Annotated in this window: 9 protein-coding genes and 1 pseudogene; 7 read left to right on the top strand and 3 right to left on the bottom strand. The window is 37.7% G+C overall.

Going from position 1 to position 14,964, the window contains the following annotated elements:
* Positions 1-213 (top strand): annotated as a pseudogene (locus ODU45_RS04945) (transposase); the annotation flags it as partial.
* Positions 214-334: 121 nt separating this feature from the next.
* Here the strand turns inward: ODU45_RS04945 and ODU45_RS04940 are convergent.
* Positions 335-2,032 carry a M3 family oligoendopeptidase gene (locus tag ODU45_RS04940; RefSeq protein ID WP_398580869.1) on the bottom strand — a complete coding sequence of 566 codons (1,698 nt, stop codon included), beginning with the start codon at positions 2,030-2,032 and terminating at the stop codon, positions 335-337.
* A 137-nt stretch (positions 2,033-2,169) separates the two neighbouring features.
* Between ODU45_RS04940 and ODU45_RS04935 the strand changes: the two genes are divergently transcribed.
* The 3 genes from ODU45_RS04935 to ODU45_RS04925 all read left to right on the top strand — a co-directional run bounded on the left by ODU45_RS04935 (position 2,170) and on the right by ODU45_RS04925 (position 9,528).
* The gene (locus tag ODU45_RS04935; protein ID WP_105147780.1) at positions 2,170-3,105 is read left to right on the top strand and encodes a manganese-dependent inorganic pyrophosphatase; all 936 of its coding nucleotides are present in this window, start codon (positions 2,170-2,172) and stop codon (positions 3,103-3,105) included.
* A 566-nt stretch (positions 3,106-3,671) separates the two neighbouring features.
* On the top strand, positions 3,672-5,861 hold the full coding sequence (locus ODU45_RS04930) for a YSIRK-type signal peptide-containing protein (RefSeq protein WP_398580868.1): 2,190 nt from the start codon (positions 3,672-3,674) through the stop codon (positions 5,859-5,861).
* 568 nt (positions 5,862-6,429) lie between these two features.
* Positions 6,430-9,528, top strand: coding sequence for a serum opacification factor (locus ODU45_RS04925; RefSeq protein WP_398580867.1), 3,099 nt, complete (start codon positions 6,430-6,432; stop codon positions 9,526-9,528).
* Positions 9,529-9,993: 465 nt separating this feature from the next.
* Here ODU45_RS04925 and ODU45_RS04920 read toward each other — a convergent pair whose 3' ends face one another.
* Positions 9,994-10,695 carry a CPBP family intramembrane glutamic endopeptidase gene (locus tag ODU45_RS04920; protein ID WP_105139539.1) on the bottom strand — a complete coding sequence of 234 codons (702 nt, stop codon included), beginning with the start codon at positions 10,693-10,695 and terminating at the stop codon, positions 9,994-9,996.
* A gap of 231 nt (positions 10,696-10,926) precedes the next feature.
* Here ODU45_RS04920 and ODU45_RS04915 point away from each other — a divergent pair, with 231 nt between their 5' ends.
* The 3 genes from ODU45_RS04915 to ODU45_RS04905 all read left to right on the top strand — a co-directional run bounded on the left by ODU45_RS04915 (position 10,927) and on the right by ODU45_RS04905 (position 13,690).
* Positions 10,927-11,577: a response regulator transcription factor gene (locus tag ODU45_RS04915; protein ID WP_044679156.1), complete on the top strand. Its 651-nt coding sequence runs from the start codon at positions 10,927-10,929 to the stop codon at positions 11,575-11,577.
* Position 11,578: 1 nt separating this feature from the next.
* Complete coding sequence (locus tag ODU45_RS04910) at positions 11,579-12,967, top strand: HAMP domain-containing sensor histidine kinase (protein WP_044679157.1); 1,389 nt, start codon at positions 11,579-11,581, stop codon at positions 12,965-12,967.
* A 171-nt stretch (positions 12,968-13,138) separates the two neighbouring features.
* Positions 13,139-13,690, top strand: a complete 552-nt coding sequence (locus tag ODU45_RS04905) for an isoprenylcysteine carboxyl methyltransferase family protein (protein WP_024400287.1) — start codon at positions 13,139-13,141, stop codon at positions 13,688-13,690.
* 208 nt (positions 13,691-13,898) lie between these two features.
* On the opposite strand, the gene ODU45_RS04900 is transcribed toward ODU45_RS04905, so the two are convergent.
* Complete coding sequence (locus ODU45_RS04900) at positions 13,899-14,807, bottom strand: neutral zinc metallopeptidase (protein WP_398580866.1); 909 nt, start codon at positions 14,805-14,807, stop codon at positions 13,899-13,901.
* Between the last annotated feature and the right edge of the window lie 157 nt (positions 14,808-14,964).

Genomic DNA, 14,964 nt, shown 5'->3' with positions numbered 1-14,964 from the left:
ACTATTTCAAGAACTTAGTCAAAGACAAATTGACAAGTAAAGAGGGAGCCCGCATTTATGCCAAACGCAAGGTGGATGTCGAACCTGTATTTGGTAGGATGAAGGGTGTTTTTGGCGTGCGCAGAGTTCATGTCAGAGGTCAAAAAGTGGTTGAAACTGAGATTGGATTCCTCCTAATGAGCATGAATCTCACGAAATTGGCGAAGAAATTAGTCCATGATAATAGAAACAAAAAGAAAAACACAAATAGTTCGGCTGGATTTCATCAAAATCAGCTTGAATCTATCTGTGTTTTTTATTTACTGGCTAGTTTTTGCTCAGCCTCTTTTGCGTTTTAGAGTTCGTCATCCTTAACTGCATTTAACCAATCGGCCGCAGCTTTGGCGGTACTTTCGAGGGCACCTTCTTTGAACGGTGATTGGAGGTTTGCGGCTTCAACCACTTGCAAGAAGGACTTGGTACCACCCAAATCACAGATGCGGATGTAGTCTTCCCAAGCCTTTTCATCGTGATCTACCTGCGTACGTTTCCAGAATTGAAGGGCACAAACTTGGGCCAAGGTGTAGTCAATGTAGTAGAATGGACTAGCAAAGATATGACCTTGACGATACCAGAAGATACCGCGGTTGAGGGCTTCTGACTCAGAATAGTCACGGTCTGGCAAGTAGAGGTCTTGGAGTTTTTTCCAAGTTGCCTTGCGTTCTGCTGGTGTCATTTCTGGATGTTCATAGACTTCGTGCTGGAAGTGGTCCACCAAGACACCGTAAGGCAAGAAGAGTAGGGCGCTTGCCAAGTGGGTGAATTTATACTTATCTACTTGTTCCTTGAAGAAACGGTCCATCCACGGCCAAGTCATAAATTCCATAGACATGGAGTGGATTTCACAGGTTTCATAGGTTGGCCAGACAACTTCTGGACTTTGGATCCAACGGGAACGATAGACTTGGAAGGCGTGACCTGCTTCGTGGGTCAAGACATCAATATCACCGCTGGTTCCGTTGAAGTTAGAGAAGATAAATGGGCTCTTGAAGTCAGGGATATAGGTACAGTAGCCACCGCTGTTTTTGCCTGGTTTTGCAACCAAGTCCAAGAGTCCATGCTCAATCATGAAGTCAAAGAATTCGCCTGTTTCTGCGGATAATTCGCGGTACATGTCTTGGGCTTGGCTGACGATAAAGTCAGGGTCACCTTGAGGAACAGCATTTCCATCCAAGTACTCAAGGTTGAGGTCGTAGTGCTTGAGGCCTGGAACTTGCAAGCGATTGGCTTGGCGTTGACGCAGATTTTGTACAATCGGTACGATGTGTTTGAGGATTTCTTCACGGTACACCTTGACCATGTCACGATTGTAGTCGAAACGGTTCATCTTGAGGTAGCCGTATTCTACATAATCCTTGAAGCCAAGTTTGTGGGCGATTTCTGTGCGGACTTTGACCAACTCGTCGTAAACACGGTCAAAATCAGCTTCCTTGCTTTCAAAGAAGGCAGTTGTAGCAGCAGACGCAGCCTTGCGGACCTCGCGGTCGGTTGATTGACCGAATGGCCCCATTTGTGCCAGGTTGTAGGTCTGACCTTGGAAATCAATCTCTGCACCAGCAATCAGTTTGCTGTACTCATCGGTCAATTCATTTTCCTTTTGGAACAAGGGAATCACATCAGATGAGAAGGTCTTGAGCTTGTTTTCTGCCTGCATGAAGAAGGTTTGAGGCAAGATGTCTGAAAGCTCTTCCTTGTATGGCGTTTGTACAATGACACGGTAGTAGTTGGTGGTCAATTCTTCAAAGAGTGGCGAATATTCATTCCAAAACTTGGTTTCTTCATTGTAGAACTCATCGTTCATGTCGATAGTATGGCGGATCATCCAGAGGTTGTACTGGGTATCGATCAAGTTGAGTAATTTTGTAACGGCTACCACAAGTGTACGAGTTGTTTCCAAGTCACTTGCCTGAGCCAACTGGTCTGTCAGGTCAGAAAAATGTGCTTTAATTGTCTCATAGTCCGGACGAACATAGGTATAGTCTGAAAATTTCATAGGTTTCTCCTTTTGCATTATTACCTACTATCTTACTCTTTTTGAAAACGTTTGGCAAATCTGGACCCGTCCATGTTCACAAGTCTTTCTATTTATGGTAAAATGTAGGAGATTATTAGAAAAATGAGGTTGTAGACATGTCTAAATTTTTAGTTTTTGGTCACCAAAATCCTGATACAGATGCCATTGCATCATCATACGGCTGGGCTCACTTGGAGCGCGAAGTTTTTGGCCGTGATGCGGAAGCTGTAGCCCTTGGAATGCCAAATGAAGAAACAGCTTTTGCGCTTGATTATTTTGGTGTTACTGCACCGCGTGTGGTTGAGTCTGCTAAGGCAGAAGGCGTTAGCCAAGTCATCTTGACAGACCATAATGAATTCCAACAATCAATCGCAGACATTAAGGAAGTGGAAGTAGCAGCTGTTATTGACCACCACCGTGTCGCAAACTTCGAAACTGCAAATCCATTGTATATGCGTTTGGAGCCGGTTGGTTCAGCATCTTCTATCGCTTACCGTGCCTTCAAGGAAAATGGTGTGACGCCTCCAAAAGAAGTGGCAGGTCTCCTCTTGTCAGGCTTGATTTCGGATACACTCTTGCTCAAATCACCAACCACTCACGCAACAGATCCACAAGTAGCAGCTGAATTGGCTGAAATTGCTGGTGTGAACTTGGAAGAATACGGCTTGGCACTCTTGAAAGCTGGAACTAACCTTGCCAGCAAGTCAGCAGAAGAATTGATTGACATCGATGCAAAAACCTTTGGTTTGAACGGAAATGACGTGCGTGTAGCTCAGGTCAACACTGTGGACATTGCAGAAGTCTTGGAACGCCAAGCAGAAATCGAAGCAGCCATGACAGCAGCATCAGCAGCAAACGGCTACTCTGACTTTGTTTTGATGATTACAGACATCGTTAACTCAAACTCTGAGATCCTTGCGCTCGGTAGCAACATGGACAAGGTAGAAGCAGCCTTCAACTTCAAGTTGGAAAACAACCACGCTTTCCTTGCAGGTGCCGTTTCACGTAAGAAACAAGTGGTGCCACAATTGACTGACGCTTTCAACGCCTAATGAATTTTTCTACCTACTCCAACGTGAAGTCGGTAGGGAGGCATTACCTAGCACCTTCGGGTGCTTTTTTTATTGTGAGGATAATCATGTTTTATGAAGTGATAGTTAACAAAATAAACAAGTGGCATCATGACAAATAAACCCACTCTTATTTAATACTCTTCGAAAATCAAAATCAGACGTTGTTGACTTGATTTGATGAACTTCAGTTCTATCTGCATCTGCGTCGCCTAGTCTGATTTTGATTTTCATTGAGTATAAGTTGACGAATTAAAGCGAGCACTCCGAGATAAAAACAATGATCTGCATCATAGAAAAATTCAGGCGATTGTTCTTTACTTTGAATGTGCCATAACTTAGAAATTGTATTTACAAGTAATAAAAGAAAAACTGAATGACTATGAGAACCAGCAAAGTTTTTGCGAAATGTAGCATACTATTTATTACAGGCAACTGTGAAACAGATAAAAAACTAATGAAAAACAATGTTCTATGAGATGTTTTTTTTATAATTAAACTAGGACAATATGTGTCGTTAATTGTTAATACAGATATAAGGAGAAAAGATGAATAGCAAGATTTTTTCGTTGAGAAAAAGTAAGGTGGGTTTAGTTTCGGTGGCAATTGCTTTTCTATGGATTGGCACAGGGATGAATACGGAAACCGCAATGGCTGAGGAGACTGACTCTACAGCTCTTGAAACTCAATTAGAAAGCACGGAAACATCGCTTACCAATACAGTTTCGGAAAATGCTGAAGCTGAGGAAGTGACTGATGAGGTACCGAGTGAAGAAAAAAAATCGGAAGAGATGGAGGATATGGAGGAAGAACTTCCATTTATTGAAAACCATCTAGAGGTTGCTCCGATTCAAGCTGGAGATCAAACCATCTCAGGGAATACCACTCCTGGTGGATATGTAGCGATTACGATAGATGGGGAAGCCATTACTTCTATTGAGAATATTTTGGAAGCAGATGATAAGGGAGATTTTTCTTATCGGTTGAGTAAACCGCTTGCTCACAGCCAAACTGTGGAAATTAGTGCTTTGCCGAAACAGTTTTGGACTCTAGAGGCAGATTCTGAAGAGCGTAAGGTAGTGGTGAGGACTAATCGACATCCAGAGGCTTATGAAATTCCAGCAAAAAGATTAGAAAAAACATCTACTGGAATGCATCAAGTGTTCATCGAACCAGTTTTTGAACATACGAGCAAAGTTATTGGTCATACCTCTGTCAAAGGTTCAGTCTATCTATCAATAAATGGTAGTTTTGTCTCTGATAAGACACTAATTGATCCTAAAGATGGACGATTTGAGGTTACTTTTTCCGAGAGTTTAGCAGGTTCAAAATTTAAAGCAGATGATAGATTGGTTTTGTCTTTTGTATCAGAAGATGGTCAGCCGGTGATTACTAATACTATTGTAAAACCATTGGTAAAAGAAAAAGTATCTTCACAAATGACAGTAAAACCTTTATCAAGTGCGACTTCAGTTTTGGAAGGCACTACATTTCCTTTAGGTCGTGTACATCTATACAATGCTGATACTTCAGAGTTTATCATGGAAGCCATTGCTGATGAGACAGGTCACTATAAAATTGCTTTGCCTGCCCTACAATCAGAGGATAAGTACTACAGATTGACTCACAATCAACAAGAGGATTTGGTATCTGTCCATCTTGATACAGTTGATGGTTCAAGTATATTATTGGATAAATCTGTTATGGCATCTTTAGCAACTTATTTACAAGATGCAGATATGGATGAAGCGACAGATGAAGCTCCTATCATTGTACCTAAACTGCATAATAAAAAAGATTATATTGTCGGTCGAACGATATATCTTAATGCCTATGTTCGCATGGTTTCGTCAATCAAAGGAAAACAGTATCCTCCAGTTCAAGTGGACGAATTAGGATTTTTTGGCTTCCAAATTCAAGATTTACAATTGCCTTTTGAGAAAGGTGAGAGAATTCGCTTTGAAATCATTGACCCGGTTACAAATAATATCATCGCTAGTAAGGAAGAAGTTGTAGGGCAATATTTGGAAGATGAAGACGTGACGGATTTGCCATTTCAAGTAGAAAAAGTCACTACAGATCATGGTTACATCAGTGGCAAAACAGCTCCAGATGTAATGATTGAACTAGTATCAACTCAGAATGGTGAGGAGATAATTGGTAAAACTTCAACTGATTCAACCGGTCGATTTGAATTTGATTTGGGCAGTCGTGTTTTAAAAAATGGAGAAACCTTATCGTTTAGAGCGTTTGATAAAGAAGGTGAACAGGTAGCTTGGGAAGTCGTAACGGTTCAAAAAGGAAATGGTCACCGCATTAATAAACCAGATAAAAAGGACGAGAAGGAAGAGCAACCTAGCAAAGAAATTACCAAAAATATCGAGCAATCAGATACACTTGAACAAACTATTTTGCCACCTGTGCGCCAAACGCTGACTGACAAAAAAGTAGAGCAAAAAGCAGAGACATCAAAAGAAGAAACGGTTTCTATTTTTGATAATTCGAAAAAAGATATGCCTACTAAGCAAGAGAAAATAGCTCGTACTGTAAGAGACGAAGGGACAAAAGGAAACGTATCTGTGAGAACCAACTCACATGATAGTGGTGAGAATACCCAAGTTCAAATCCTGCCTAAGACCGGTGAAAAAACGAGCTTGGTTGCTAATATAATGTTGTCAATCGTATTATTCTTATTTGCTCTATTTATTGGCAAGAAAAAGATAACAGAAAGTGAGTAAAAGGTGATGACAAAGCTCTCTCAAAATTTCATTTGCGACAGATGAGAGGCATTGTGTAGCTTTAAATTAAAAGAGTTAAAATTTTTCTTTCAATGAATTATTTGCTTATAGAGGTGAAAGTAGAATTTGAAGACTCATTGCAATATTTATCACTCGTATAAATGTGTGTGATAACAGACTTAAAGACCAATTATCATTTTTTGAATAGAACAAACATAAACAAACGATAGAGAAAAAACAAATTCTGTTTTTAAATTATATGGTAGAATGGATTATGTAGTAATAGACTCGCACATTTTGTGATATGGTCATTGTTAATGAGAAATAGGAACTTTGAGTTGTAATCATGCTTGCTTGACTTGATAGGTGAAGTAAGCAGTTAACAGAAGGACTTAGGCACCTTATGAATACACAAGGTGCCTATTCTTTTCCCAAAAGCTCTACGCTTGTTGAACAAAATGATACTAAAGTTATTTACCATTGACATCCATACTTCCTTTTTTGAAAATACCTAAAGAAGGTCGAAAATACATTCTAAATTTATAGAGAACAGGGAGAAGATATCATAATGAATCATCCAAAATTCACTTTGCGGAAGCTATCAATTGGACTTGTTTCGCTGGGAGCGGGGGTAGCTTTATCGGGAACGCTCTATCCTCAAAATACTGTGACAGTATATGCAGAAACACCTACTTTGGAAAAAACTGCGGAGACAGATAGCACTTCTCTGATTATGCCTACTGCCGTCGTTGAAGACCCTAAATTTGCCCAAGCTAATGAAAACAAGGAAGTAGAGGTGGCTGACTCCTCTTCTACTTCGGACTTACCAAAATCGAATGAAGAAACTACTTCTCCTGAGACATTAACGAATAAAAACGCTTCAGAATCAGAAGTGAAAGTTGCTGAAAACACTAGTTCTTCTGAAGAAAAAGCAACAGAAAAAGAAGAACCAGCCGTTCGGTATGAGGAGAAGGAAGTAGATGACTATTCTACTAATGTTGAAAAACCAACTGAAACAGTATCTAGTACAGTGGACAAAACTCCCAAAGAGCTTTTTACAGTTTCTCGAACAGCAGAAGTGAATCAAGATGGAGTTGTCACAGTAACAACTCAAATTGTGCCGAAAGAAATTGATAAGGGTGCAGAAATAGTTGTCTTGGTGGATACATCTAAAAAAATGGATGAAGAGGCTAAAAAAACAGCTAAAGATAACATTGTGAAGCTTGTCAAAGAAATGACTGCCCCAACCAATGATTATAATTCTCGTAACTCTGTGCGTGTAATCGGTTTCAATCGCAAGTTATCTGAAGCTCAAGAGGTTAACAGTACTAATGTAGAAACTACGGTTGAGAAACTTTTCACTGATGCTGAACAAAATTACAATTGGGGCGTAGATATGCAGGGAGCAATCCATGAAGCACGTCGTATTTTAGAAAGCGAGAAATCAGGGAAACGCAAACATATTGTACTTCTGTCACAAGGGGAGTCTACATTTAGTTACGATCTATCGGACGATGTGAAGTCAAAGCCTACATATAAAAATATAAAGGAAGATAAAGTGGTGCACACCAATCCACTCTTGCCTTGGCCATTTACATTTGATGTGACAGTCCGCAGAGCAAATTTGTTGGATGATGCACAGAGTTTAATAAAATTCTTGGATAAGATTGGTATTACCCGGTTTAATAAGGCCTTAGAGGGAGTATCCACTGTAGCAGGATTAACTAAAATTCTTGGAGCATTTGTAAAAAATCCGTTAGACTATATTGACTTAGCTGATATTGATAGTTCCAAATTAGAAGAACAAAAATTCAATTATGAGAAACAAATTGGTGAGGGATACCATTTCCGTAGCTTTTATGAACGTAAACTTGATCCATTGCCATTTAAAGACGCTATTGTAAAGAAAATAAAGGATAATTTAAAAACAGAATTAGATAAGGCTGCATTGCCTACAAATACTCTCAGTTATATCGGTAAAAAGCTTGGTTTGACAAATACCTCTGAAAAAGCAATTGACTTGTTTGCAAATTCCCTCGTTGATTACATTTTCTACGGTCGAAAAAATGTCTTTTACAATCATAACCTCTCTGCTCAGGCAGAAGCAAAGATTGCTACTGAGAAAGGGATTCATTTCTACGCTGTTGATGTAACAAAGAATGATGAACAAAAGAATAAATTTGATGACTACTTGAAAAAAATGTCTGGGGATAAGGGCGAGTTTTTAAGTGTTGATGAGAATGTTGCAGAAAAATTTAAAGATGTATTGACTAAAGTGACATTGGTAGATACTCTTGAAGATGATGTTGAAATTGTTAAAGAACCTCAAGACCCTAAAGTAAATATTAAAAAGAATTCTTCACCGTCCTGGCTATCATGGTTCTCTAGCTCGAAAACAACTATTACCTTGGATCTTAATAAAGCTGATTTAATCAAGGCTTATCAAACTAACGAACCAATTTCTTTAACTTATCAGTTACAATATAAAGGTAAGAAAAACAGAAATTCTCAAAAACTTGTAAGTACAGAAATTAGTCATACCATTAATGATAAAAACAAAGAGAAAAAGTATTCTTCCAAAATAACTCTTAACCATGAAACTAAGAAAGTTTCGGTTCCTGTTCCTATTGAGCCGAAAGCCACAGATAAGGTAGTAGACAAGTCAACAGTATCAAAAGTAGAAAATGTGACGCCTATGGTGACACCTGAAATACCTAGACAGACAGAACCAAATGTTCCAGAAGCAACTCAACCGATGAAACCAATTGAAAATGATGGTATAGACAAACCAGAGTTGGTTATTCCAAAAGCAACGGACAATATTATTACTCCAGACTCAGCTCTTCCAATGCAACCAGAATCACCTAAAGAGACCGGAAAACCAGGCAATAATGTTGAGCTAGAATCACCTAAGCCTATCGAAGACTCAACCGATGATTCAGCAAATAAACCAGACTCAACAACTCCGAAAACAACGGACAATATTATTATTCCAAATCCCACTCTTCCAATGAAGCCAGAAACAGCTGAAGAGACCGAAAAAACGGAAATTAATGTTGAGCCAGAATCACCTAAGCCTATCGAAAAACCAACCGATGATTCAGCAAATAAACCAGAATTGGCAACTCCGAAAACAACTGATAATATTATTATTCCAAATTCCACTTTTCCAATGAAGCCAGAGTCAACTGAAGAAATTGGTGAAACAGAAAACAATGTTAAACCAGAATTGTCTAAGCCTATCGAAGATACAGACAGTTCAGCAGGTACACAAAAATTGGATATTCCAAAAGTAATGGATACCCCAGATTTGTCTCGCCCAATGAAACCAGAGTCAACTGAAGAGATTGGTAAAGCAGAAAATAGTGATATTCCAGATTCTTCTAAGACTATTAAAGATTCAGATAACTCTGCTCCAATTTCTACTATCAAGGATAAAGTGAATGCCGAAACGGTGGCAAATCAGGTAGAGCTTGCTATGAATCAGAAATCACGTCCTTCTGAAAATATGGAGAAAGTATCTAGTGTGAATCGTTCAAACGAGAAGTCAAACTCGCTTCCATCTACTGGACAAGCTGATTCTCCAATCTATACGTTAACTGCCCTCTCTCTTCTTGTAGGAGCTCAGGTACTTTATCGTACAAAACGTAAGCAAGAATCGAAGTAAATGTTGGTCGTGTAATTTCTACTTGTATATACATATGGTTAATAGAGTAGAGATTATGCCTATAATAGTGATTGAATTGTTTTACCCTCCGTACAGATCCAAGTTTTAGGAAATCTTTGGAGATTGAATATAAAACGAGCCATTCGCAATAGCTGCAGAGGCTGAACTGGGAATGTAGAATAAATCTGTCAATCTATACTAGGCTGAGATGAGATATGGTTATTGATTCTGAGAAGTATAGTTGGGTATAAACATAAATTTCAATAAAAATATTGAGATAAGTCATATAATAAAACGCATAAAATCAACGTTCTTAGCAACACGATTTTATGCGTTTTTTGGCACTCTTTTCTCTAAATTACACAAAATAAACCACCCGTTTTCACGGGTGGTCATGACTAGTAGGGATCCACTCAGTCTTTGGTGATATGAGGATAGCTTGTGTTCAAATTATCTGTTAGATAACTAGTATAGAATATATGATAGAATAGTTAAACCGATAACATCAGCCACAGCATGTGCTAGGAAAAATGGTAATAAATTTTTAGGTTTTATTTTTTGATAAAGTAGATAGAAAATAGTTCCTAGAATTAAGCCTAAACCGAGTGCACTAATTAAACCTTGATAGGTATGGAAACTGCATCGAATAATTAACGAATATAAAAATGCCCATTTTGCATATTTAGGGTTAACCAGTAAGCACAGGTTAAGGAAGAAAATTTCTTCATAAAATCCGTTCAACAATGAGTACAAAATCAGTGATAAATCAATGTTAGGAAATAGTTGAAACATGGATGGAGTATTGGAAGCTAGAAACTGATAGGATACTAGATGATAGATATCCAAGCATAATGCAGAGAAAATAAATAAAGCAACAGCTTGTAATGGAACCCAAGGAGTAATAAAAATATGTTTTTTCCAAATTGAGAAATCAAAATTTCGGAGTAATAGATAGAAGATGGCTATTGTGAGCCAAACTAACTGTAGAGCCAAAGCCTTATAATTGTCCATTGGTGAAAATGTCAAATTTTCTTGAAGAGTTGTAGTTTGATTTTGTAAGGCTATGTATTGGAGAGTAGAGTTGATGATCCCATCTCCAAATAAAATAATTGTTAGAATGAGAATATCAAACCATTTTAATACGGTTAATTTTTTTGAACTCCACATAATGGGATAGCTCCTTTCATTTTTGTTTAGTTCAGTTTATCAAACTAACCTATATATGTCCTTGGTTTTATCTGTTTTTTATCTGTTTTAAACAAAAGAAGTCCAAAGAAAGCTGAAATAGCAGAACATGGTGCTCTATTTATCTATGATAGAGTTGCACCATTGTACGAATCGGTATATAATTGAAGTATAATAATATTTTATAATAGAACTTTACGAGGAGGTATAAAAATGTCAAGGATCTTGGTTGTCGAGGATGACATAGTTATTAGTCAAGTTGTTTGCGAGTTTTTAAAAGAACATGGTTATCAGGTAGAATCTGTTTTTGATGGAAAGGTTGCTTTAGAAAGGTTTCAAGAAGAACAATTCGATTTAATTGTTTTAGATATCATGATTCCGTCTATGACAGGTTTGGAAGTACTGAAGGAAATTCGCAAAACTTCTCAGGTTCCAATTTTGATGCTGACAGCCATGGGTGACGAATATACACAGCTTATCAGTTTCAATCAGATTATAAGTGATTATGTTGTTAAGCCTTTTTCACCAACTATATTGGTAAAACGGATTGAGAATATTTTAAGAGGAAAAGGAGATACAGATACCATCGAAATAGGAACAATTCTTATTCAACCAACTAGCGGAGCAGTTTATATGGAAGAAGAAGAAGTTCAATTGACGAAAAAAGAATATGAAGTTTTACTATATTTAGCTAAGCGACGTGGGAAAATTGTTAGTCGTGATAACTTGATGATGGGGATATGGGGATATACGGAATTGGATAGCCGTGTCTTAGATAATCATATCAAAAATATACGTAAGAAATTGCCGTCACTTCCTTTGAAGACAGTAGTTGGTCGTGGTTATCAAATAGAGGATACTTGATATGGGGATTGCTAGAAAAAATTTCCTAGTTGTTGCTGTGATGATTTCTTTCATCTCTGTAACATTGTTAGGGTTATTGTATTATGCCATGCCTATATATTATAATCAGGTTAAGAAACAGGAATTGAGACGCGATTATATGACTGTGGCTAAACAATTGGATGGGATGCCAGAAGCTAAGATTATATCTGAGATTGATGATTTCGACAGAAAAACTCCGAATATTATTATTAGTCTTTTTTCGAGTGATAGAGAAATTATTTATCCAGATCCCAATGATGAAATGGCTAAAAAGCATGAGAACGAGTATTTAGAAAATGGGGATTTTGATGAAATTGGTTCTTGGGGAGCCGAGATAACATCTGCAGAAGGAGTTACATATTATCTGTTATTTAATTATGGATTCCACTCATTATCTGATGTCAGTCAAACATTGGTAACTTTTTATCCATTCATATTGCTGTTGATTATTGTTCTGGCAGTTTCGGTAGCTTTTGTTTACAGTAGGTTATCCACTCGTAGAATAGCAAGAATTTCAGAAACAACAAGACGAATGCAATCGTTAGAGTCTGGAATCAGTTGTGCTGTTGTAGGAACTGATGAAATAACAACATTGGCTCAGGATATTAACAGCCTGTATAGCAAGTTATTGTCAAGTATCGATGAATTAAGAACGGAAAATGAACGTGCTATGGCACGTGAGAAGGAGAAGTCTGATTTCCTTCGTATCACATCACACGAATTAAAAACTCCAATAGCTAGTATGTTGGGGTTAGTTGAAGGCATGATTTATAATGTGGGGCCATTTAAGGACCATGATACATATTTAAAAAAATGCAAGGAAATCTTGCAGGAACAATCTGAGTTAGTTCATTCTATTTTAGAAGCGACAAATCTTGATATGGCTTTAAAGGAAAGCAGAGAACAAATCCGATTAGATCAGTTGATTGATTCCTCTTTAACAAGTTATCAGAGTTTGGCAGAGGTTAAGGGCTATCAATTTGAAGTAGAGCTATCACCGGTTCTTATTGAAGGAAATCCTGTTTATTTCTTAAAGGCTATTAAGAATATTTTAGATAATGCCTTTCGGTACTCATGTAAAGAGGCTATTATTCGTGTAGTACTACGCCAAAATCAATTAATAATCGAAAATCAGGTTGAACGTGTTTTAAGTGACGAGGAATTGGATCAAGTTTTTCGTCCATTCTATCGTCCAGACTACAGCCGTGATAAGAAAGATGGTGGCACAGGGATTGGTTTGTTTATTGTGCAGAAAATATTAGAAAAACACGGCTTTCCGTACACTTTTTATGCTTCTGATACACAAACTATGCGTTTTATGATTCATTTGCAATCACAAATTACAGCGAATAGCAATGAATTGATATAGGTAAAATTACAATAAAAGAGACATGATTTCATGCATTTTTGAAAACAGGTCTCTTTTATTGTGGTCTCAAATGGAAAATAGGAAAAAAACAGGAGAGGAATAGAATGGCGACAGTCTAACTTTGTATAATAAATGTGTTTGATAAAATCTGTTAAAATACAGGAGGGATTTATGATTGTTTTTTTGGTTATTTGTATTTTTTTAGTGAGAATCTATTTTTTGAAGATTTCAATTAAAAACGAAAAACGGATTTTGAAAAACGGCGGTTCAGAATTTGGTGTTCAAAATACTAAATTATTAACAGTTGTACATATTCTATTTTATTTATCATGTTTGATTGAAGCAGTAGTGCGACACACCAAGTTTGATACGCTTAGTAGCTTAGGTTTGATATTCTTGCTGTTTTCAATGGGAATGTTATTTTGGGTAACACGATTGTTAGGTGATATTTGGACAGTTAAGCTCATGTTGGTAAAGGATCATCGTTTTGTTGATCATTGGTTGTTTCGTGTTGTAAAGCATCCTAACTATTTCCTAAATATTATACCAGAATTAATCGGTTTAGCTTTATTGTGTCATGCAACATATAGTTTTCTCATCTTATTCCCAGTCTACATGGTTATCTTATACAGACGTATTCACGAGGAAAATAACTTGTTGAAAACAGTGATTATTCCAAACGGAACTGTGCAGTCTGCATCAGAGATAACTGGAAGTAATTAAAGTTTGCTAAATAATAATAGTGATATTGTTTGAAACTAGGATACCGCTCTAATTAGAGTTGATGAGTAAGTTTACATGATTCAGTTTTCATATTTAAAAGTGGTACCATATGTATAAATTGGCTTCTGTCAGTTGTATATTATAAAGAAACTCTTGCAAAAGTGTATGTTGCAAGAGTTTCTTTATTGCTACGAGAGGCTATGGATGTTTACGGTTTCTCTACGGAGAATGTATCGGCGTGAGCAAGGTCACCATAGGTATAACCGAGATTAAACCATTTTTTCCTTTGCTCAGAAGTACCGTGGGTAAAACTGTCTGGAACAGTACGGCCGTAGGCTTCCTGTTGAAGAGTATCGTCACCAACTGCATGGGCAGCATTCATAGCTTCGTCAATATCACCAGCATCCAGGATGCCTTGTCCATCAACATATTTGGCCCAGGCTCCTGCATAATAGTCAGCTTGCAATTCTAGGCGAACATTTAGCGCATTGCCTTCCTTATCGGATAGTTGAGCCCGTTTTTGATGGTAAGTCCCAAGAACTTCTAATTCATTTTGAACATGGTGACCAACTTCATGAGCGATGACATAAGCCATGGCAAAGTCACCAGCAGCCTTATATTTGCTAGATAATTCTTGATAGAAAGAAGTATCAATATAAATCTTGCGGTCAGCAGAGCAATAGAATGGACCGGCTTGGGCGGAACCAACTCCACATCCGGTTTGGGTCTGGTTAGTATAGAAAACCATAGTCGGTGCATTGTAGGTTAAACCATTGGCTTTAAATTCTTGGGCCCAAAAATCTTCTGTCGATCCTAAAACCTTACTCATGAATTCAGCATCTGCATCAGACACGTCTGTACCAGTCGTTGTGACTTGACTCGATTGGTAAGGATTAGTCCCTGTTGATGGGGAAAGCAGCCCACCAAGGTTTGACATGCCTCCGAAGGCTAATAAAAGGACAAGAACAAGTAGTTTTCCTTTCCAACCAAGTCGTGAAAAGAGTAGTTCCAATAGGACATTTCCGCCAGATGAACCAGATGAAAAAGATGAGTTAGAACTGGATTGTCCCCTGCGGTCCTCAATATTAGAACTTTTTCGTAAATCATCAATTTTCATATAAATCTCCTGAGAATCTGCATAATGATTCTTAGAACCCGTATTCACAAGTAAAGTGTTTTTACGCATTAGACTGTGAATCCAGGTTCTTATATTCTTACAAACTATTATATAGCAAATTGTTGAAAAAAACACAGGAAAGCTATCGGAAATAGTA

The organism is Streptococcus sp. 2022WUSS135, assembly GCF_044427045.1.
In the GTDB taxonomy this organism is placed as follows: domain Bacteria; phylum Bacillota; class Bacilli; order Lactobacillales; family Streptococcaceae; genus Streptococcus; species Streptococcus hashimotonensis.
The sequence above is the reverse complement of the archived record's forward strand: the minus strand, read 5'-3'. Positions and strand labels throughout refer to the sequence as shown.